We start from the raw sequence: 19956 nt of genomic DNA on the forward strand, positions 1-19956 counted from the left end.
TATACCAACCAGACACTATTTAGTCAAGTGTTTCTTTGTCTAATTCTGTAATTAATACCTTAATCACATCAAGCTCTGCAAGGTGTTCTTCTTCAAAAGGATTGTCCCTATCTTTCCAGTAGTGACAGTCGATTCCGTTTAATTCATCTAATAAATCATCTAATGCTTCCTGATCCCCTTCAATTTCTAGCATACGTTTAAGGATATAATCTCCCCAATCATTCCAAATATCCCTAGACCAATCTTCGTAACCAAAAGACCAACACCCTACACCTTCTAATTCATCTTCTTCTCGATTAAAAAGGTCTAATTGAATCTCGTAACCACGTCCATATACTCCCCTTTCCCCTTCGTCTCGTAATATATGAAGTTCTCCCTTTGGGAATTTAATAATATCCGGATTCATCCATTTAAACGTCATTCTAACTACTCCTTTAAATAAAAAGTTTTAATAGCCTTAAGGCTTATTTTATTAGCTCAAGCTGATATGTCTTTCAAGTGGACACTTATCACATTCGTGATTTTCACATTGAGCACATGGTAATATTTCTTCTTTGCAATGAGGACATGTCTGTTTTTGAAAAACTGGAGCTAATTCCACTTCATACTCGCATAAACTGCACCATTCTGTTACGGTATTCGAGGTTTTCATCTTTCTCTTTTCCTCCTTTGATTTTACTTCTTGCCTTCAGAAGCGATATTGTCCCTAAAAGGGATGATTTTTCCCTTTTTGCAAGGAGAACGAAAAACCCATATAGGCTGTCTGTCATAAGGCGGTTTTACGATAAAGTTTTTTAATGTTGCGTAGCGCTTTTAATTAAAAAAGTTTTCGGCCGTTGATAGACAGACTCGGCATCTTAGCTTCCAGGTGAGAGGAGGGCGCAGCCAACGAGGCTCACTCACTTGGAAGGTTAGATGCCTTATGGCGTTTTACGATTCGGAAGGCAAAAGGGGAAAATCAATTTAATAAAAAAAGAAGCCACCAGGCTTCTTTCCTCTTTTATCTTTTGAACGTAGGGTTTGAAAGGTTTTCGGAAGGTCTTTTTGATTTTGTTAATTATGCTTTTGCGTGCTTTTCAGATTCTTATTATCTATTATTTCTTTTGAAGATTAATCCGTTTTTTGTTTTGTTGGTTAGGCTTTTGTTTACTTTCCTCCAGCAGAAAGGCAATCATATAAACTAGAGTTATTGCAGGTAGAAATGTATTGAAAATTGGATTAGTACTAGACTCATCAACAAATGTAAACAGCACTCCTACTAAGACTATGAATGATAACCTTATAATGCTTCTACCGTTCTTTTTATCTGTATCTATAAAGAAGAATACTGTGAACCCGTACAATAGGAGGAAAAATAAGCCTAGAAGCTGAGAAAGATCATAAGGTAAATTCAGACCTATTAATGCACTAAGTACACCCAAAAGAATGATAGACAGAAATACGCAAGCATTTTTCATATCTTCAGAACTTATTTCGTTATTCTCCTTGCTCTGTCTCCAATCCCTTTTGAATTTATAGTTATCACGTGATTTCAATTTTATATCTCCTTTATAAACTTTTTAAGTTATTAGAATGTCTTGCTTGCTTGAACAATTTCATTCGTATTTGCATACATTTCAGCTTTTTGTATTAATTCTTCATTTGAATAAGGAGGTAATCTTAAAACCATCTTGACTATATATTCATTGACATCTTCAGCATTGTCTTTAAAACTAGCAGAACGCGAATAAAGACCAAATATAATCTTAGTTCCAACTCTGGATACCGTTCTGATTCCCCTATTATCAATTGTTAACCTATTACCATTTTTCGATTTAATGACAAAATTAGTACCCTTAAATATTTTTTCGATTTCATCTAAATCTACATCGACCTTTTGCTTTATAGGACGTTTGTAAAGTTCTAGTGTACATTCTTTCACACCCGTTTTTAAGGCGAATTGCATAATAGCGTTTTGAGTATTTTCATCAACTATAATATTCCTAATTCTTTTTAATCTTTTCAAGATGATTACTGTTTTTTCCTTGGGACTTTTCTTGTTAAATCCTCTTTTATAAATTGGGCGCATAAGTAAATCAAGAATTTTTATGAGTCCCCAAATTGCAATAACAATAGCTATTAAGATACCAAAAACATATATAAGAGAGATGGTTAGTAAAGTGAAGTCTCCGGTAGTAATAGCTGTATGAATCTTTTCAAAAAGCTCATTAATCATTTTTTCACCTTCCATTATTCATAGTTCTTCCTTATTTCTTTTTTGCGTTCGTAATAAAGATTAAGAAAAAACACCAATCCATGAACTAGAGGGCCAAATACAGCCAATGACATTAGAAAGTTATTATTTAATAATAGACCTGCTAAACCTATAGGTATACCTATAGGAATCCAAGCAAGAAGTGTCAAATATAATAGGGTAAATCGTCGTGTAGGCTCTAGTTTCCCATAATACAAGTTACAGCACTCCTTAATTTGATTAAAAAGCCACTAACTCAAAATTTTGTAAATTCACTAAGAAGAATGTTATGTCATTAAAAATCAACGACAAGGGGATTTGTGGAAAATGTAGAGAATATCTCCACAAACCTTAGTTGTTTGACTAGAGAATTTGTTGCTCATGAGCAGATTACCATGAACAGATCATGAGCATAAATTACATTTTAATTAATCATTTTATTGATTTTTTACATATTCATGTCCTTCTTCATCTACACACTTTGTTTCATCAGACATCCAAGGTTGCAAACATTTCTTGCAATATCTACTTTTATCCGTTACCTTCTCAATTTTAAAAGGCTCATGTAAGTTAACCACGTTCCAGAAAACTTTATAGACAGTTCCATTATTATCAACTGCGCCAGCCCAATAAATAATATCTGAGACTTCAGGAGCAAAAGGAAGTGGTCTATTTATTACTTTGATTTTTCTTTCTTTAAACACCATTTCTTTGTTTAAAAGTGGAAAACCGGAGAAATAATCAATCACACTGTCTTTTTGATTATCAGCTACTAATGAAGCTTTATGAGGAGCTTCCCAATCAAACTCTTGCCTTTCTTCAGTTGCAAAGAAATCACTTAAATCCCATGATACTCTATAATGAGAGTCCCCTTCTACATTTTGTCCAGCATTAGCATAAAAGCACTCATATATATTATTTACAATGCCTTCAATTCCGGTTATTTGGTGTAACATTAATCCGTTAAAAAATACGTTGTTTAGACTCTTAATATCCCTCATTTTTTCCCCACCTTTAATTTTAAGGTTTGTTTTATCAAGTGCCCAATCTCTTCCGATTTTTTTAGTTTCTAGTTTTCCTTCTCTACAGTAATTTTTAACCGTACCAGGTGCTAATCCTAATAACTTAGCAGCCTCTTCTACTCCAATGATATTTTGTAAATCACTCATATTGTTTCACTCTCCAAAAATGCGCTAGCGCATGTATTCCATAACTAAATAATACCATATTCGCTAGCGCATGTAAAACATTCCCTAATTTAATTGATTACTTTTTTCAGATTTTTTTACTTTGCATTTGGAGCTAAAAAGACCTTGAATCCAAGGTTTCTCACCATATCTCAAAGAGATAAAAAGCGTTATAATAGAGGTTGAAAAAAGATTGTTTGTAACGTATTGGAAAAGGTAAGGGGTGTTTTTTTGAAGACAGAAGAAGAAAAATTAAAAGAGAAACTTGCACAATCAAACGAGCACATTATGAAATGTATCCTTAATTATTTAAAGGATACGGAAGCTATTAGAGAGAAAATGGAGCAACTTAATATAGATACGGACAATATTCCTGAAAATCTTCCCCTGATTAAAGCTTCTAAAGAGCAATTAACAGCTTATATGGTGGCCATCGACTTTTTAAAGTCTAATTCCAGAGAGTTTTTTAATTTAAAGGATATACGAAAGCAAGTATTAAGCCATGTGGATTACAAAATGCCGGCGGATGCTTATTTTATTGCTAGAATTCAAGAAATTAATCCTCTTATCAAGAAGGTAAGACATGGCTGTTATCAATATATAAAACATAATTAAATTCAAATTGAACTTATTGGAGGTGAAGAAATGAGTAATTTATTTATTATTGGTAACGGCTTTGACTTATCGCATGGTTTGCCTACAAGCTATCAAAATTTTCACCAATATTTATTAGACAAATACCCGAATTCTATTCATAAGGGAGCATCGTTTAGTATTGAACCAACAACACTACCTGATGGTGGAATATCATTTGATGATGATGAATTAGTAGGTTTTATTTTAGAATTAATTTCTATAGCAGAAAAAGATGGAGATAATTGGTGTGATATTGAGAGAAGTCTTGGTCTGCTAGATTTTGATACATATTTTGATGATATGAATAGTTTATTTGAACATGATGATCATGATAACGCCCTTTTTAGAGATGCTCATAGAAATGAAGGTGTTTCCAGCAATTTCTACTTCGCAATGATAGAAGTTAAACGTTTATTTTCAGAATGGGTTAACTCTATTGATACAAGTATGGTATCGGGTAAGGACTGTTTATATAAATTAATTGATGAAGATGAAGATACTTTTTTAACTTTCAATTATACAGATGTACTGGAAAGAGTTTATGAAGCGATAGATATTACTTATATACATGGGTCCCAAGGGGGAGAGATCATTATTGGTCATGAAGAACCCTATAGAGAGTCCTTAGATCGTTACACAGGTGCTGAACATGATTTAATGAATTTACATGACGCTTTACGAAAGGATACAAAAGCAATCATAGAAAAAGAAAGAGATTTTTTTGACTCATTACAAAATATAGACAGAATTTATTCATACGGTTTTTCTTTTTCAAAAGTAGATTTACCTTATATAAAAGAGATTTGTAATCATATAGATACCAAGAAGATTACTTGGTACTTAAATGATTACGATTCAAAGGAAAGAATATGCACTTTTATAAATGCTATTTTAGAGTGTGGTTTTAAGGGTAAGTTTGCCACCTTCCATGTAGAATAATTAAAAAACAGGGCTTGAATTTTGCAACAAATGAGTAATGGTACACACAAGGAGAGATAATTGCAAAATTCAAGCCCACATTTGTATCTAAACTAATACTATATTTACTAAAAGGGGAAGCGATCAGTTTGCTAAGATGTATAACAGATGAAAGAAAAACTATAATCGCTACAAAGTGTGATAGAAATTCTACAAAAAGACTAAATGAGGAAAAGAAACTATATTGTCCTCATTGTGAGAGCCATGTACAATTCAGAGCTGGAACAAAAAGAACATGGTATTTTGCTCATGTTGATTCAGAATGTTCAGTATACTCTGAACCTGAGACTGAAGCGCATAAAAAAGGTAAAAAAATCTTATATAATTGGCTTCGAAAAAAATTCCCAAGTGCTGAAGTTGAATATGAATATCATATTTCTGAAATTAAACAAATTGCAGATGTTTTTATAATTCATAAAGAGGGTGAATTAGAAGGGAAACGTTGGGCCTTTGAATTCCAACATAGTCCTCTTTCAAAAGAAAATTGGGAAGAGAGACATGAAGGTTATAAATCTGCGAACATTCAAGACTTCTGGTTTCTGGATAAAAAGTTTATGAAGTTTTCAACGTCTCCAGGAAAAAGCGATGCACGCTTAATAAAAGAATTAGAAAGAGCCATATTTAGTAGGAGAAGAATGTGCTATTTCCTAGAACCAAAATCTAAACTATTAACAATTGATTTTAAGTTCCGTAGTTCTTGGGAAAGACCTATAGCAAATGGAAAAGAAAGACCAAGGCAATTTTTCTATCACGATCCTATTCATCATTCTATTGTTATGGATGAAGTAGAAATTATAACAGAAGATACATTTCTCCATACTATCCTTTCATATGACGTTATTAAAGAAGACCTTAAGACACATCTAGATGAAGAAATTCTTCCTTGGCTTAGAGGAGAAGAATCACAAAGGTTGGAGAGAGAGTTACGAGAACGATATATAGAGAAGATTGAATTTGCTGAGTCAAATTTCGAAAGGGAAATAGCAAATGTTTTTGAACAGTTTATGAGGTCTAATAATGAAAAATTAGAAAATGATATTAGAACATTAAGCTCTGAAGACTTCTTTAATAAATACAATTCCTATGCTAAGAAAGTACAACAAAATTCTCAAGAGTTTGATAGTTTCAAAGATACAGATGATATAACCGTGCAATATATAAAGGAATATAACTATACGTTCGATTTCTATAATATTTCTTTTCTCAATGAACAAGGCGAAAAATCCTTGGAAGAATACCTAAAGAAAAAGAATGAAAAGGAGATTGACTTAGTTTCATATGTTTATGAAAATTATAGTGATGTGTTAACAGAATTAAGGTCTCGTCACATGTTTAGAAAGAAAGAAATCATTAATAAAAAATTACGTGAAATAAAATCTTCTCTTGCTATTTATAGCGATAGACCAACTTTATATGACTTTGCTTTCACTTATCGTCGTTGTAAAGATAAAGAAGAAATAGATATGTATATCAAGCAAATTAAAGAAACTATTCTTAATAATAGCGATCTAGATGATGACCCATTTAAAGATATTTGGTAAAAAAGTGGAGGATATACTCTTAATGAGTATATCCTTTTATAAATCAAAGGTATCTACAGTATGTTATCTCTATATTTAGTTCTTTGTTATAATGTAAAAGGTGATTACTATGAAAAAAAACAAAGAACAACTATACAAAGAGATTTTACATAAGGAACTATCTGAAGAAATGGATCAATTAAATGAACAAATTAAACAACGGAAAGAACAGATAAAAGAACTTATGGGTAGCATGAATGCATTAAAAGAAAGAAGAGCCCATGTAGAACAAAATATAAGTACTTTAGAAACGCAAGAAATAGAAGAACAAAACAAATATTTGAATCAATCTTTTCAAGATTCTTCATCACTTTCTTCACAAGCTGCTTTTTATTTAGTTGAATTACTCCAAGAACACCCTAATCAAATTTTTGGGATGAAGGATCTTTGGAAACACCTTTGGCAAAAAGGATGTCATATTCAGAAATTCGAATTGGTGTATGATAAAATGAAGAAATTAGATAGACGAGTAGTGAGACCTCGAAGAGGATGTTATATTCTAGATACAAGTATAGAATAAACACTTTTTAAAGAGGGAAATAAGACGTCATATTCTAAAACTTTCAGGAATATGTATTGCATAAGGAGGCTATAGCCATCCAACTTTATAGCCTCCTTACTCTATGAGATTCATATACTATTTAACAATCTTTTGACGCTTTAGCGTCTTTTTTTGTTTCAAAACAACCATACCCATATAAGGTAAACAATCGGGACCATTAATAAGACGTCCGCTACAATAGATACCTCTTTTTCTTTGATTTCATATGAATTATGACTTCCCTTAATTTTCACTATCCTGACGTCCCTACCTCTATCCGAGTTTGAATATGATTCCTCCTCTTTCAGTGGTTTTAATTGTTCTGGAAGAAACCTCCCTCTGTGGTCCCGGTTTCTTTTTCGGGCTATCTTCACCTTCTCTTCTTTTTCTTTTTTCATCTGTAGGTTCTGTTTTTTCTGCTGGTTTAGCAATCGGGAAAGGGTTTCGATAACTTCTTTTTCCTGTATGCTCAACATGAGTGACGTCCCTCCCTTCTCTTGATATGAAAGGGCTTCTCTCCAACCATAAAAGGTCTTGTTTTGGTTCCCACATAGGGGAGGGGAGAGAGGAACTTGATTTATAAAACTCTAACTTAGATAAGAAAAGAGGAGAATGAGCGCTTGTAAATAAAGAACACCGGATAATCTGGTTACGATCTAAGTAAGTAGCATGGAATAATTCATCTACGTATTCCTCAAACACTTGATGACAACGAATAGTAGGGCGGTATGTCATAACGCTGCACCTTCAAAAAAACTTTCCACTACATTTAAAATTTCCTTTTTTCCCTCTTCCGTAAAATAGACGTCCTCTCTCTTTAGTAATTCTAATGCCAACTGAATACTCATTAAAAAACCTCCTTTAGTGTAGGGACGTCTTTTCCTTGACGTCTTAATACACTTTATGTGGTACAGCTTGTCCACTATTCCCTTTTTCGGGAAGTTTATAAAAAGAAACTTTTGTCCATGCTAATACCAGGATAATGAAGGAGGTTATAGCATGTTTGGTGGAAAACCCAGGAGTAAATTTGGGCGTTTTTTAGATAAACATAAAATTTCACAACAAGATTTAGTTCGGGAAAGTAAAGTAAATAAGACAACCATTAGTCGTCTATGCCAAGGTGATGCCTTTAATCCATCAATTAAAAACGCTACTAAAATCAAGAGCGCTTTGAAACGTATGACGAATAAAAACATTGATTATGATGATTTTTGGAGTATGTAAGGAACTTATTATAAATCATTCATTAAATGGAGTGATTAAAGTGTGGAAGAAAAAGAGAACTAAATTTGGTCATTGGCTGGATAAGGAGGAGATTCATCAACTTCAATTAGAAGAGGCTTCTAATCTTTCTAGAGGTACAGTTTCCCGATTATGCAACAGTGAAGGCCATATCCCTAAACGTAGTACCCTAGCTCAATTAATAAAGGACTTAAAAAATTGGGCAAAAATAAAAAGATAGATGAATTTCTATAACAATTCATCTATCTTCATTATCTGATCTTCTTGCTATTATTTCCTCTATAATAAAACGGCCAAACTCAATATAAGAATCTTCTTTTTTGTCTTGAACTAGTCCAATAAAATTCTGTTTTCGATTTTCGCTTAAAGACTCGCTACATTGTATTCGACTAACCATATATTCTATACGTTTCTTGTTTAATTCTCTTACCTTCCTAAAGCCTTCAACTGTACAGGCCAAAGCAAAACATAGAAATATCCCAGGTATAATGTAATTCCAAGGGTATGAAATGAATAAGGAATATAAAGGTTGAAAACCAACTGTAAAAGCTACGGTAAACCATGCAAATGAAGCTATTTTCTCCAGTTTGGCTTTTTGTTTAAGTCCTTCACCATTACTTTCTATCATGGCATCAAGTTCATCCCGATACTTTTTAGCTTCCTTCTCTGTAAGATCAGGAAGAGCCTTAATAAGGCCCACGATAGGACTTAATGTATCGTCCAAATCTTTTTTTCTTAACATTAGAAAACTCCCCCATAAGATTATCTCTACTTTCTTTAAAATATAACAATAAAATAAACAGTTTCAAAGTTTTACAAGTCTAAAGGGCGAACATCTCGCTTCTTCTCATCTTGATTGATGCCAATGTATTTCAATGTACGAGCTGTACTAGCATGATTTAGCATATCCATTAACAAAGACATATCAGCACCATTTTTGTACATATGATATGCAAAGGTCTTTCGTAAGGTATGAGTACCGATTTCTTCTAATCCAACTTCATATGCAGCTCCTGAAATAATTCGCCATGCTGTAACTCGGCTAATAGGTTTATTAGGATTTTTCCTTCCTACAAAAACGTAATCTTCAAGATTACGTTTATAATTTTTTTTAACAAAATTAGTAATCGATTCAGCTAATCCTGTTGAAACAGTTATCTTATCATTCTCCGTTGTTTTGGTATTTTTTAGTTCAATATAAGGTAATACTTCTTGTTTCTCGTTAATTAATTCCTTGTATTTTATATGTAACAAGTCATTAAAACGAAGAGGTGTATTAATTCCTAATACAAACAATAAAAGATCTCGTTCATTCTTCCGAAGAACTTCCTTTATGCTTTCTATCTTATCACGGTCGCGTATTGGTTCTACAAATTCCATAATACTTTCTCCTATCCTTTATTTAGCGATTCATGTAACTTAATTAAATTATACAATAAATTAAGTTGCGTACTTTCACTTATCATAAATTCCAATATAAAAAATGGTTTAAATCCTTTTGTACAAGAATTTAAACCATTTCTTTATAATATTTAATCACAAAAACCTGAGGATCCCGAATCAGAAGAACCTGTATTATAATGACTTGAGGAGCAAGAATTACCATAACTGCTGTACATTGATGCTGAAGTTGAGCTAGTTATTATAGAAGTACTGTCACAACTTCTACTAGGTCTGCTACTATGTGTTTTAGATTTATTTAGTGAAACAGAATTGCTTTTTCCTGTACCATATTTCTCTTCTGTGCTAGGTGATAAGTTGGGGTAATAGGTAGAAGAATGCTTTCCTTTTTCTTTAGGTTTAACATCTTCCAGAAATGTTTCTAACTTCTCATATAGCTTTCCTATAATCGTAAATACAATCTTTAGCAAAATCATAAACACCACCAAAGGCCACATGTAATGTATTATCGTTCCCAAAATCTCATTTAATTGATTTAAAGTAAAATCTTCCATAGAAATCCTCCTCTTTATAGAGGGCAACCCACATGATATAATGAAAGTCCTACATTTCATTTTTATCATACGAGGGTGCTTTCCTGACATGGAAAGTGCCCTTTACTTGTTTTTCACTTCAAGAAGCAACATTTAGTTATATTTCACCTCCTTATATCAGTGTTAACTGTTCATACTTCTTCTTTCTTTTCTTTCTCTTCTTAGCTGACTCCTTCGGTTGCTTTAGTGTTGGAAAAATTGGCTTTTCTTTACCTTCTATTTCGATATGATCCATAAACGTCCCACAACCACATGATAGTTTAACAACTGGATTTAAATACGTTTCCTTGTGTCCACAACCTGTACAAAAATAATAATATGTAGATTCATAGTTAGGTAACGACTTTTCTATTTGTTTTCTTACTTGCATAACGGAAAATTACCTCCTCACTCCTGTGATTATTTAATATATAATAACTCAAATGATTATTTATAGATGTTAGTGGATTTTTAGTTCCTTTTATATATTTAGTTTATTATCTACTCACTTCAACTTTGCAACTTAATTATATTATATAATAAATTGTGTTACATTACAACTCTTTTTCTTTTGATTAATAAAAAGAATTTGTTAGCCATAGATTATAGATACACTAAAAACCATCCCAGGATAATGAGCAATAATAGGTAGCCTTTATCATTATTACTATTATCAAATTAGGCTTCAGCCTTCCTCTATAGCCTAAAGGCTATATTAATTAACTTATAGATAAACTCTTCAAGTACGACAAGGGAGGGTGTGGTAGGTGTGGGGTCTTTTTCCATTTGAAAAGTAAGCGTAAAAATAACATGAAAAGTTTTCATCTTGTATGGAAGGGAAGTAAAGGAGCGACAAGGGGATTTGTGGCAAATGTAGGGAATACTCCCACAACCATTAATTGTTTTACCTAAGAACTTATTGCTCATGATCAGCTCACCATCATAATCATATTCTTATAAACTTGTTTTTAGTTTACTGTTAGCGCAGCTTATCAATTTCTTCCTGTGAAAGACCTACGATTTCACTTATGGTTTTTTTGTCTATACCTTTTTGAATCAACCCAAGGGCTATATCTCTGATTACTTCTTTTCTTCCTTTTTCTCTTCCTCTGCTTTCAGCTCGTTTTAGTGCAGACTTTTCATCTAATATAGCCTTTCTTCTTAATTCATATGCCAATAATGCTTCTGGATTTCTACTTGAGCGTTGTGATTCATCTATTTTGTTTGTCGTATTTTTTAATACTTCATCTTCTTTCACCGCAATTTCCTCCACTACTTTAACAGTTATTTTAATAGTTATTCCACAAAATATAGGGACGAATTTTGCATTTACTTTTTGTTTGGTGGGTAATCCTCCAACTAAATGCAAAATATGGTCCCTCTAACTTAAGTGTATACCTTGTTTATCCAATTAATTCTCCCTACTTTCCTGTATAAACAAGATAATAATATTCAACATGTCTATTACTATTATTAAAAAGGCTTCAGCCTTTATCTATAGCCTACAGGCTTTGTTAATTATATAATATTTAGTATATATTTCCTTTTAAGCTTAATAACAGGATGACTGCTTCAGTCCGCAGAATTACTTCCACTAAAGTGAAAATGATTTATTTTAATTACCTACTATGTAAAATCGTACTCAAAGAAATAAAACGATTGAGATATGAATCACAAGTACATAAGGGGGAATAGAGATGATCACGACACGTAAATTTAAATTAGCAATTGTATCTGATAATCGTAATGAGGCTTACAATTTCATACGAAGTGAAATACGGAATCAAAATAAAGCACTTAATGTAGCTTACAATCACCTGTACTTTGAACATATAGCAACGGAGAAATTAAAACATAGTGACGAAGAATATCAGCAACATTTGACCAAGTACCAAGAAGTGGCCAGTAATAAATATCAAGACTACTTAAAGGTAAAAGAAAAGGCTAAAGCTAGCAAAGACGATGAAAAGTTGCAAAAGAGGGTGGATAAGGCAAGGGAAGGTTATAACAAGGCGCAGGAAAAAGTATACAAGATAGAAAAAGAATTTAATAAGAAATCCAAAGAAACGTATCAAAAAGTAGTGGGCTTATCTAAACAAACAAGAATAGGGAAACTAGTCAAAAGCCAGTTTACTTTACACTATGATACTGAGGATAGAATAACATCAACAGTCATATCTCACTTCAATAACGATATGAAAACAGGGCTTCTGCGTGGGGATCGTAGCTTACGCACTTACAAAAACACTCACCCATTGTTAGTACGTGCTAGAAGTATGAAATTCTATGAAGAAAATGGGGACTACTATATTAAATGGATTAAAGGCATTGTCTTTAAAATCATTATTTCAGCTGGAAGTAAGCAAAAGGCTAACATAGGTGAATTGAAATCAGTGCTCATTAATATCTTAGATGGCCACTATAAGGTATGTGATAGTAGTATCAGCCTTAATAGAGATTTAATATTGAATCTTTCGCTGAATATTCCTGTATCTAAAGAAAATGTATTTGTTCCAGGGCGTGTTGTCGGGGTTGATCTCGGATTAAAGATCCCAGCTTATGTATCGGTTAATGATACTCCCTATATCAAAAGGGGAATTGGTAACATAGACGACTTTTTAAAAGTTCGCACTCAATTGCAAAGCCAAAGAAAAAGATTGCAAAAGGCACTAAAAAGTACTTCTGGCGGTAAAGGTAGGAGTAAAAAATTAAAGGGCTTAGATAGGTTGAAAGCAAAGGAAAAGAACTTTGTAAACACATACAATCATTTTTTAAGTAAAAATATCATACAGTTTGCTGTCAAAAATAATGCTAGTGTAATTCACATGGAAGAATTACATTTTGACAAACTGAAACATAAATCTCTATTACGAAATTGGAGTTATTATCAGCTTCAGACAATGATTGAATATAAAGCCGAGCGTGAAGGTATTGAAGTAAAATATGTAGATGCTAGTTACACTTCACAGACTTGTAGCAAATGCGGTCACTGTGAAGAGGGACAAAGAGTATTGCAAAATGCTTTTATTTGCAAAAATAAAGAGTGCAAGGGCTACGGTCATAAAGTTAATGCTGATTTTAATGCTTCTCAAAATATCGCAAAAAGTACGGACATTATTAGAGGTACTGAGATTGCAAAAACCAATGATACTGCGAAAAATACCAAGAGTATTAAAGGAAATCAACAGTCAGATGACGAAGTAGAACGCAAGCAGCTAGAACTTGAATTAAATTAGGTCAATGTTTCAAATCAATGTTACCATTTGTTTGGACACATGGATTAAAACGTTCTTTGAAAACCACATACATTAAATAGTCAGTTTACGGGCTTGGGCGAATTTGCGTCCAAAGGGTGAGGCGAGGTGTAATTAAGAACCCATAAAAGCACTCACCAAAGGGTCAACTCGATACATTATGTTACCGTATCGACAATCCATCAAGCGTTACAAAGTTTGTCGTAAACCCAGAAGCTGAGGTAACGCAAAATACATACTTAGTGCAAACGTATAGTAAACATAAATTCACTTAGGAATTCGCACCTCGATTTTCTTGAAATACCTTTCAATTCTTGTTAATCCTTGTTATTTACTGAAGAAATTCCAGTACATGCTCTAAGATTTTTAGTTAAAACCATATGTTATTCTGTTGTTTTGACTAAAAATCGCAGTCACACCCTATATAGATGCATGGATTGAAATACGACTTTACCTGCATCCTCTAATGTTTTCATGAGTCACACCCTATATAAATGCGTGGATTGAAATTTCAACGGAAGTCTATGCAATTGAACGGATTGAAGTCACATCCTATATAGATACATGGGTTGAAATCACCAGCGATTACAGTTAGCATTTTGTAACTCCTGTCGCATCCTATAGGGAGGTAGAGATTGAAATAAATACTTCACTCCTTTCTTTTTCATTATTAACGTCACATATTATATGAACGTGGGGATTGAAATTTTGTAATGATCCTCGGTTTAAATCTCTTATAAGGATGTAGGGATTGAAATACCTATAGGTGGCTTTTCTTACTTGAAAATGTTGTCATATCCTACATGGATATGGGGATTGAAATTGTTATGTCTAATCGGGCTCTTTTTTTCTTTAAGTCGCATTCTATATAGATGTGGGGATTGAAATTATTATAACGATTTTGTCGCATTCTATATGTCACATCCTATATAGATGTGTGGGTTGAAATATGTAAGAATAGACTATATCATCACCTCATATTGTCACATCCTATATGGATGTGTGGATTGAAATCAACCTATTAATATAGTCTAAAGGAAGTTGGGGTTGGAAATTAGGGCAAGAGAAAAAACATTTAATCTAGCTAAAAGTTAGCTTTGTAGGACAACTTCCTACTAAGGGTAACTCATGTTATAACAAATGTTCTTCGTTATTATTATCAAGGGTGCTTTCCTAACCGGGAAAGCACTCTTTTTAATTTTGTAAGGGATGAGGAAAAAACATCAAATTCCTCTTTATTCAATACATTGAAATCAATTAACATTTTATATTGGAATGTTAATTAAAACGTTCGCAAAAGTATATTGATTATAAAAAACGTTCGTAATTAAATTTCTGATTTAAACGAACGATAAAAAAGCTAGATTTTTAATAAAAAAGAAATGTCCGCAAAAGTAAACTTTTATGGACGTTCACTTTACGGACTGTCTGTTTGTGTTCATTTTTTATAGAGTCACGAGGTATTTAAAAGTAAGTGATGGATATAACAATGGTGCTCGTTCATAATAGAAAAAAAGCGCCAACTCGTTTTTATTAAACAGGTTTGCGCTTTTTACTACTAACAATTGCATAGAAGAATATCAGGCTCTGTGATTCCCAACAATTTCATTTCTTCTTTTAGAGAGCGACCCCTCACCTTTTTTATAGTTTTTATTGTTCCATCTCTTAAGGTATATTCTTCATACATCGTCATGGACTTTACTCATCTATTTCAACAAATAAAAAACTATTACGGGCTTTGTTTATTTGACTTTGTTCTAAATTTACATTGTTGTCAGGTGTTGAAAACATAACATTATCAGGTTGCGGGCTGTGTATACTGCCGTTTGGATCCGTAGGGTCACTAGCATCTATGTTTCCACTTTGTTTGAAATACAGTATATGTCCAATTTCGTGGGCGAGCAAACTATTATTAAATCCATTATTAGCCGCATTCGACATAAAAATAAAAGGATAACCACCCACACTCTCAAAAGCTCTTCCAAGTACATCGGCACCTAGACTTTCAGTAAATGGAGCATACCATATAGTTATTGTTTTTACGCCTCTCTCTACTGGATGCAGTCTCCGGTGTGTCTCCCTAAAAATCATTAGATCCGTCATATATTCACCACTTATGTCTACATCATCAAGACAATTAGGTAAGCCAAAATCGCTCCCCACAGAGTATGTTTCTGGTGTTACTGAAAACATAGGAAAGTTCCAGACATCTTTTGCCTGAATCAAATCAGCCAAAAATCTATCCTTGTTATCTTGGGTTCTTGTGGCCCCTTTTAAATAAAATGCTAGTAACCTTATCCCGTAAACAGTTGAGTCTGATGCCGTCCTAATTAGAGGTTCGCTTGGAGGATTCCAATCAGGTCCCCCACCTTCACTTCCATGGTAGAATGATAGTTCCTGCTTTTTTCTCAATTTTAGTTTCCCCCTTTCTTCCATACTTTAGATTTTTAAGATATATTTCTAAAACAACAGTTTATATTTTGTCGTAAAAATAGCATCTTATTCATTGGATGACATATATCCATTTGAGTAACGTTTGTTAATTATTTTATCTTTGTATGCCAAATACGAAACTAGTTTACATAAAACATGTGCAAAGAAGTAAAAAAGCGTAAACCTGTTCAGTAACAACGAGTTTGCGCTTTTTCTTTTCGTTTATATATACTTTTACAGAAAATTATTTATATTTTTTGTTGGACTTATAAATGCTATCCGTGATTCTCTGTAAAATTGGAATTACCCATTTGAACAAATTCATCTGGAGCGTGGCACATAAACAGTTTCTCTTCTCTTGTGAATGTATAATAAAAGTTAGAGAAAAAATTTTGTTGTACTGTAAGATTACGAGCATTATGTGAATAGTTCATGAAGCTATATGCATTGGTATCATTTTTTAGCGAGGAATCCCATGGAGTACCTATTTCTTTTTGAAAAGAGTGAGTCAAATTGAAACAATGTCCTATTTCATGTATAGTAGTCCAAAATTTTGCTCTTTTTACCCAAGCATCAGGGTTTGGATCATGAGGAGGTGGTACAAAATAACGACTATTATTAAATACCGCAGCTCCTTGTCTGTGATTTTCAATTTCATCAAACATTATACCCGAAGTATCTGGATTAATATTATTAGAGGCGTTTAAAAGCCAAATTGTCCAACCAATCGGAAACTTATCCTTCTTAAACATACAATGCTGTAGCATGGCTTGATGTAATTCATTATTATCCCACATTAGATCACTCCCAGCTAAGCTAAGAGGTATCTTCTTGTTTCCCTCTACCATTAAAACTTCAATACTTGCCCATCGAAATACCTCTGGAATTGTTAAATTAAAATTTTTTAATTCACCAGGACGATTAGGGTGCTCATGAGTATTAAAGGACGTTACATAATCTACATTTTCTTCAGCAGCCATTTCTACAATTACAGTACGCAAATATTGCGGTTTAAATTGGTTAGCGTTAAAGAACAACCATTTCCTATCGTCATAAAAACTAGAGCTTGAAAGAAAAACATGTAAATTTTTACTCATACCCATGCTATTAATAGTTGAAACTTCCACTTTTTCAAAAGTTAAATGCTCAGGTTTTCTGTAGAATATTTCCCCAGACCACTTACCTGAAGAATTCTCCTTCACATTCGCAATCCAATGATGTTCAGTTCTATTCAAACCATCGTATTTTGTTCCACTAATTACAGATAAAATAGCGTCATACCGAATTACATATTGCTCTTCATCATGTTTCCATGATCCATGTAATCCAAGATCCAGCATTACAGTGACCTCCTCAAACGCTTAATAGTCTTCAATATATTTATTTGCTTTTTATCCTTCTTTATACATGGCTAGAGCTTTGAGAAATTATACTTTTATGAACCATTTTAACCTATTCCTTTTTCTCAATTCCTATTTACAGTCACAATGCTGTAATGTAATCGATTCAATACTCTCAACTTTCATATACAAGTATTCAGTAAATGAAAATTAGAGGGGAATGTAACCATATGTCGAATGGGTACATTGGAGGCGATAACATGAATTTTGACCCAATGGCTAGAATTAATCAGCAAGTCAATGATAGCGTGAGGAGACAGAAAGAAGCGATAGACAAGATTGTTGAAAATAAAAGAAATGCAGAGCAAATACAAATTGAACAAAGAGATTTTTTGAAGGAAATTTCTGCAGATGTGAAAGGCATAAATGAAATAATTGCATTGGTAAGAGAAAATAACGAGATAAACGAGCAAACTTTTAAATTATTGCAAGAAGTGCTCACCATTATTACTGCAAAAACTCCTGAAGAAGCAAATGACATTTTAGGTAATGTAGTAGATACAGCGAATAAAGCAAATGAAACGTGGGGCACAATTCAAGCAATAATATCTTACGGAAAAATGCTTGGAAAATTAACGTTTCCAGAATCAGGTTTGTTCGATTAACGTTCCATTTATTTCTTTTCATTTATATATATTTTTACAAACAACATACTGGGCAGTTGATTAAATATTTTGAGATATCTTTTTTCAAAACACACAACAAAAGCCCTTCTCATATGAGAGGAGCTTATTTTTTGTGTGTTTGTGTGTACTAATAAAAAGTTATTTAATACTTATACGGCGCTTTTTTATTATTTCGTTATTTTCGTGTTTATGGTGCAGTTCGATAAAAGAACAAAAAGCTAAATAATTATTTATGACTAAAGGAGATGTTGTTCATTGGAAAAAGAAAATTTTTTACATTATAAAAAAGAGCTCGCTAATTCTATCAAGAAATTTGCAGGGACAGCTAGATTGGCATTTCAATCTAATATAAAGCCATTTTTCGATCAAGCTAGTGAAGTCCAGAGAACGATTAAGAAGCTTGTAGATACTATTGATTGGGAAGCAATTGAGCAGTACGGTGAGCTTTCAGATTTTATAGAAAGATGCGCAGGTTTAGGGTGGTCAATGCCTCAACAATTCTTAATTCACATTTATCATGATGCCCCTAAAGAAAACTTAGAAGAATATATAGTTAGTAAAATAAATGATAAAGAGTTTTTTCTGCCTTTTAAAGGTTATATGATTAGTTCGCTCGAAAAGGATAGACAAAAAGTATTTGGTAATACACTGAAATTGATTGATGATGGTTATTATCCTCAAAGTGCATTGCACTGCTTTTCGGTTATAGAATATTTATTAAGGAGTATATCCTCTTCTGACAAATCACGTTGGAGCAAGAAATTAATAAATTACACTAAAAGTGAATTAGATCAATTTGAGAATAATGAATTAGATTTATTAATGCTGACGAACATTTTTACCACTATCGAAAAAATATTGCTTACCGAGATGTTTGCAAATCATAATGATAAACCTACCGGAATTTTATTATCGAGAAACGAATTATCACACGGTATGGCTAATGAGGAAAAGGTAAATAAGGTTGATTGTTATAAATTATTAATGGTTATTTTAACGTTGTCAGAAGCTAAAAATTCATTAGAAAAAAATGAAAATGAAACAAAGTTAATGGTTGAATAGTTCCATTATCAATACTTTTATGAATTATTTTAACTTATCCATATTTCCCTTCTCTATATTCTTATAAAGAAATCAGTAAAATCACAGAGATACAAGCATAGAATTAGAGTATAATTGGGTTAGAATGGATAAGGAGGAAATAAAAAATGAATGAACCTATTTTAGAAGACTTTATCTGTTCATTTGATACAGATTTAGAAAAAGAAGAGGATTTTAAGATCGTCTGTCGTTTCCCTAATGAGTTAGGAGTCGTCATTTATAAATCCCTTACATTTACAAACAACAAGTACTATACAACCCCTATTCGTTTCTTTAAAAAGTCTTATCATATAAGTGGAACAGGTGATTTCTCACAAGAAGTTCAACGGTTGGACACGATCCAAGAGGTACGTCAGTTTGCAAAAGGTATATATGAAAAGGAACTTGTTTATTCATAATTATTTGATTGCTAAAACTTGTGATACTATGGAAGAAACTTTTGAAAAAGAGGAGTAAATCCTATGATAATGTATCAAGAATATACATTAAGAGATGGAACCAAAAAGTCTATAAAAGTGGTAGAAGGGCGTTCTTATAAAGAAGAAATAAAGCTGTTGGGCATCACAGAACGAGACATTCTTTCTATGCAGTTGTTAGATAAGAAATCACTACAAAAACCAAAATAAACGTTCATACAAAAAGCGCTGTCTATACGACAACGCTTTTTTGTGTAAATCGGGGCATTCATATCATTCATCATAGTCTTTCTTTTTATTCTTAATTATTTACTCCTTTTCAAATATTATGGAATACGTCCATCTTTTAATAGATT

The 19956-nt window shown here is 32.6% G+C and carries 24 protein-coding genes; 11 read left to right on the forward strand and 13 right to left on the reverse strand.

Going from position 1 to position 19956, the window contains the following annotated elements; translation table 11 throughout:
- Positions 1-19 precede the first annotated feature (19 nt).
- From BM012_RS22695 to BM012_RS22720, 5 genes are all read right to left on the reverse strand, one after another.
- Positions 20-421, reverse strand: coding sequence for a hypothetical protein (locus BM012_RS22695; protein ID WP_061802877.1), 402 nt, complete (start codon positions 419-421; stop codon positions 20-22).
- Positions 422-472: 51 nt separating this feature from the next.
- Positions 473-652, reverse strand: coding sequence for a hypothetical protein (locus BM012_RS22700; RefSeq protein WP_061802876.1), 180 nt, complete (start codon positions 650-652; stop codon positions 473-475).
- Between the two features lie 442 nt (positions 653-1094).
- A complete protein-coding gene (locus tag BM012_RS22705) occupies positions 1095-1535 on the reverse strand; it encodes a hypothetical protein (protein ID WP_061802875.1) in 441 nt (146 codons plus the stop codon).
- A gap of 32 nt (positions 1536-1567) precedes the next feature.
- On the reverse strand, positions 1568-2230 hold the full coding sequence (locus BM012_RS22710; protein WP_061802874.1) for a hypothetical protein: 663 nt from the start codon (positions 2228-2230) through the stop codon (positions 1568-1570).
- A gap of 440 nt (positions 2231-2670) precedes the next feature.
- Entirely contained in the window at positions 2671-3402 is a 732-nt protein-coding gene (locus BM012_RS22720) for a helix-turn-helix domain-containing protein (protein WP_061802872.1), read from the reverse strand.
- A gap of 249 nt (positions 3403-3651) precedes the next feature.
- Here BM012_RS22720 and BM012_RS22725 point away from each other — a divergent pair, with 249 nt between their 5' ends.
- The 4 genes from BM012_RS22725 (at position 3652) to BM012_RS22740 (ending at position 7134) form a co-directional block, all read left to right on the forward strand.
- The gene (locus tag BM012_RS22725) at positions 3652-4035 is read left to right on the forward strand and encodes a Rok-like winged helix domain-containing protein (RefSeq protein ID WP_061802871.1); all 384 of its coding nucleotides are present in this window, start codon (positions 3652-3654) and stop codon (positions 4033-4035) included.
- Positions 4036-4065: 30 nt separating this feature from the next.
- Entirely contained in the window at positions 4066-4995 is a 930-nt protein-coding gene (locus BM012_RS22730) for a bacteriophage abortive infection AbiH family protein (RefSeq protein WP_061802870.1), read from the forward strand.
- Between the two features lie 128 nt (positions 4996-5123).
- Positions 5124-6575, forward strand: coding sequence for a competence protein CoiA (locus tag BM012_RS22735; RefSeq protein ID WP_061802869.1), 1452 nt, complete (start codon positions 5124-5126; stop codon positions 6573-6575).
- Positions 6576-6684: 109 nt separating this feature from the next.
- Positions 6685-7134 carry a hypothetical protein gene (locus BM012_RS22740; RefSeq protein ID WP_061802868.1) on the forward strand — a complete coding sequence of 150 codons (450 nt, stop codon included), beginning with the start codon at positions 6685-6687 and terminating at the stop codon, positions 7132-7134.
- Positions 7135-7292: 158 nt separating this feature from the next.
- Here the strand turns inward: BM012_RS22740 and BM012_RS26200 are convergent, their stop codons facing one another.
- Positions 7293-7631 (reverse strand): hypothetical protein, encoded by a 339-nt coding sequence (locus BM012_RS26200; protein WP_139210441.1) that lies wholly within the window; start codon positions 7629-7631, stop codon positions 7293-7295.
- Between the two features lie 523 nt (positions 7632-8154).
- On the opposite strand from BM012_RS26200, the gene BM012_RS22750 reads away from it, so the two are divergent.
- Both BM012_RS22750 and BM012_RS22755 read left to right on the forward strand, forming a co-directional pair.
- Positions 8155-8379 carry a helix-turn-helix domain-containing protein gene (locus BM012_RS22750; protein ID WP_061802866.1) on the forward strand — a complete coding sequence of 75 codons (225 nt, stop codon included), beginning with the start codon at positions 8155-8157 and terminating at the stop codon, positions 8377-8379.
- Between the two features lie 40 nt (positions 8380-8419).
- Entirely contained in the window at positions 8420-8617 is a 198-nt protein-coding gene (locus tag BM012_RS22755) for a transcriptional regulator (protein WP_321169998.1), read from the forward strand.
- A gap of 18 nt (positions 8618-8635) precedes the next feature.
- Here the strand turns inward: BM012_RS22755 and BM012_RS22760 are convergent, their stop codons facing one another.
- From BM012_RS22760 to BM012_RS22780, 5 genes are all read right to left on the reverse strand, one after another.
- Complete coding sequence (locus tag BM012_RS22760; protein ID WP_061802865.1) at positions 8636-9139, reverse strand: DUF5392 family protein; 504 nt, start codon at positions 9137-9139, stop codon at positions 8636-8638.
- A 71-nt stretch (positions 9140-9210) separates the two neighbouring features.
- Positions 9211-9777, reverse strand: a complete 567-nt coding sequence (locus BM012_RS22765) for a tyrosine-type recombinase/integrase (RefSeq protein ID WP_061802864.1) — start codon at positions 9775-9777, stop codon at positions 9211-9213.
- A gap of 152 nt (positions 9778-9929) precedes the next feature.
- Entirely contained in the window at positions 9930-10352 is a 423-nt protein-coding gene (locus tag BM012_RS22770; protein WP_061802863.1) for a hypothetical protein, read from the reverse strand.
- A gap of 151 nt (positions 10353-10503) precedes the next feature.
- A complete protein-coding gene (locus BM012_RS22775; protein WP_061802862.1) occupies positions 10504-10761 on the reverse strand; it encodes a hypothetical protein in 258 nt (85 codons plus the stop codon).
- Between the two features lie 588 nt (positions 10762-11349).
- Positions 11350-11739, reverse strand: a complete 390-nt coding sequence (locus BM012_RS22780) for a hypothetical protein (RefSeq protein WP_235606113.1) — start codon at positions 11737-11739, stop codon at positions 11350-11352.
- Between the two features lie 328 nt (positions 11740-12067).
- On the opposite strand from BM012_RS22780, the gene BM012_RS22785 reads away from it, so the two are divergent.
- Positions 12068-13606 carry an RNA-guided endonuclease TnpB family protein gene (locus BM012_RS22785; protein ID WP_061802860.1) on the forward strand — a complete coding sequence of 513 codons (1539 nt, stop codon included), beginning with the start codon at positions 12068-12070 and terminating at the stop codon, positions 13604-13606.
- 1716 nt (positions 13607-15322) lie between these two features.
- Here the strand turns inward: BM012_RS22785 and BM012_RS22790 are convergent.
- Positions 15323-16036, reverse strand: coding sequence for a hypothetical protein (locus BM012_RS22790; protein WP_061802859.1), 714 nt, complete (start codon positions 16034-16036; stop codon positions 15323-15325).
- A 296-nt stretch (positions 16037-16332) separates the two neighbouring features.
- The gene (locus BM012_RS22795) at positions 16333-17397 is read right to left on the reverse strand and encodes a zinc metalloprotease (RefSeq protein ID WP_061802858.1); all 1065 of its coding nucleotides are present in this window, start codon (positions 17395-17397) and stop codon (positions 16333-16335) included.
- 260 nt (positions 17398-17657) lie between these two features.
- Between BM012_RS22795 and BM012_RS22800 the strand changes: the two genes are divergently transcribed.
- The 4 genes from BM012_RS22800 (at position 17658) to BM012_RS26595 (ending at position 19810) form a co-directional block, all read left to right on the forward strand.
- A complete protein-coding gene (locus BM012_RS22800; RefSeq protein ID WP_074842910.1) occupies positions 17658-18062 on the forward strand; it encodes a hypothetical protein in 405 nt (134 codons plus the stop codon).
- 276 nt (positions 18063-18338) lie between these two features.
- Positions 18339-19145, forward strand: a complete 807-nt coding sequence (locus BM012_RS22805) for a hypothetical protein (protein WP_061802856.1) — start codon at positions 18339-18341, stop codon at positions 19143-19145.
- A 146-nt stretch (positions 19146-19291) separates the two neighbouring features.
- On the forward strand, positions 19292-19582 hold the full coding sequence (locus BM012_RS22810; protein WP_061802855.1) for a hypothetical protein: 291 nt from the start codon (positions 19292-19294) through the stop codon (positions 19580-19582).
- A 63-nt stretch (positions 19583-19645) separates the two neighbouring features.
- Complete coding sequence (locus BM012_RS26595; RefSeq protein ID WP_167360160.1) at positions 19646-19810, forward strand: hypothetical protein; 165 nt, start codon at positions 19646-19648, stop codon at positions 19808-19810.
- Positions 19811-19956: the final 146 nt, after the last annotated feature.

The sequence above is a fragment of the Priestia endophytica DSM 13796 genome (assembly GCF_900115845.1).
In the GTDB taxonomy this organism is placed as follows: Bacteria; Bacillota; Bacilli; order Bacillales; family Bacillaceae_H; genus Bacillus_I; species Bacillus_I endophytica.

What these genes read in the sequence shown, in the direction of transcription:
- BM012_RS22695 (WP_061802877.1), bottom strand. Translation starts at nt 421, where the DNA reads ATGACGTTTAAATGGATGAATCCGGATATTATTAAATTCCCAAAGGGA.
- BM012_RS22700 (WP_061802876.1), bottom strand. Translation starts at nt 652, where the DNA reads ATGAAAACCTCGAATACCGTAACAGAATGGTGCAGTTTATGCGAGTAT.
- BM012_RS22710 (WP_061802874.1), bottom strand. Translation starts at nt 2,230, where the DNA reads ATGGAAGGTGAAAAAATGATTAATGAGCTTTTTGAAAAGATTCATACA.
- BM012_RS22720 (WP_061802872.1), bottom strand. Translation starts at nt 3,402, where the DNA reads ATGAGTGATTTACAAAATATCATTGGAGTAGAAGAGGCTGCTAAGTTA.
- BM012_RS22730 (WP_061802870.1), top strand. Translation starts at nt 4,066, where the DNA reads ATGAGTAATTTATTTATTATTGGTAACGGCTTTGACTTATCGCATGGT.
- BM012_RS22740 (WP_061802868.1), top strand. Translation starts at nt 6,685, where the DNA reads ATGAAAAAAAACAAAGAACAACTATACAAAGAGATTTTACATAAGGAA.
- BM012_RS26200 (WP_139210441.1), bottom strand. Translation starts at nt 7,631, where the DNA reads ATGTTGAGCATACAGGAAAAAGAAGTTATCGAAACCCTTTCCCGATTG.
- BM012_RS22750 (WP_061802866.1), top strand. Translation starts at nt 8,155, where the DNA reads ATGTTTGGTGGAAAACCCAGGAGTAAATTTGGGCGTTTTTTAGATAAA.
- BM012_RS22760 (WP_061802865.1), bottom strand. Translation starts at nt 9,139, where the DNA reads ATGTTAAGAAAAAAAGATTTGGACGATACATTAAGTCCTATCGTGGGC.
- BM012_RS22765 (WP_061802864.1), bottom strand. Translation starts at nt 9,777, where the DNA reads ATGGAATTTGTAGAACCAATACGCGACCGTGATAAGATAGAAAGCATA.
- BM012_RS22770 (WP_061802863.1), bottom strand. Translation starts at nt 10,352, where the DNA reads ATGGAAGATTTTACTTTAAATCAATTAAATGAGATTTTGGGAACGATA.
- BM012_RS22775 (WP_061802862.1), bottom strand. Translation starts at nt 10,761, where the DNA reads ATGCAAGTAAGAAAACAAATAGAAAAGTCGTTACCTAACTATGAATCT.
- BM012_RS22785 (WP_061802860.1), top strand. Translation starts at nt 12,068, where the DNA reads ATGATCACGACACGTAAATTTAAATTAGCAATTGTATCTGATAATCGT.
- BM012_RS22795 (WP_061802858.1), bottom strand. Translation starts at nt 17,397, where the DNA reads ATGCTGGATCTTGGATTACATGGATCATGGAAACATGATGAAGAGCAA.
- BM012_RS22800 (WP_074842910.1), top strand. Translation starts at nt 17,658, where the DNA reads ATGAATTTTGACCCAATGGCTAGAATTAATCAGCAAGTCAATGATAGC.
- BM012_RS22810 (WP_061802855.1), top strand. Translation starts at nt 19,292, where the DNA reads ATGAATGAACCTATTTTAGAAGACTTTATCTGTTCATTTGATACAGAT.
- BM012_RS26595 (WP_167360160.1), top strand. Translation starts at nt 19,646, where the DNA reads ATGATAATGTATCAAGAATATACATTAAGAGATGGAACCAAAAAGTCT.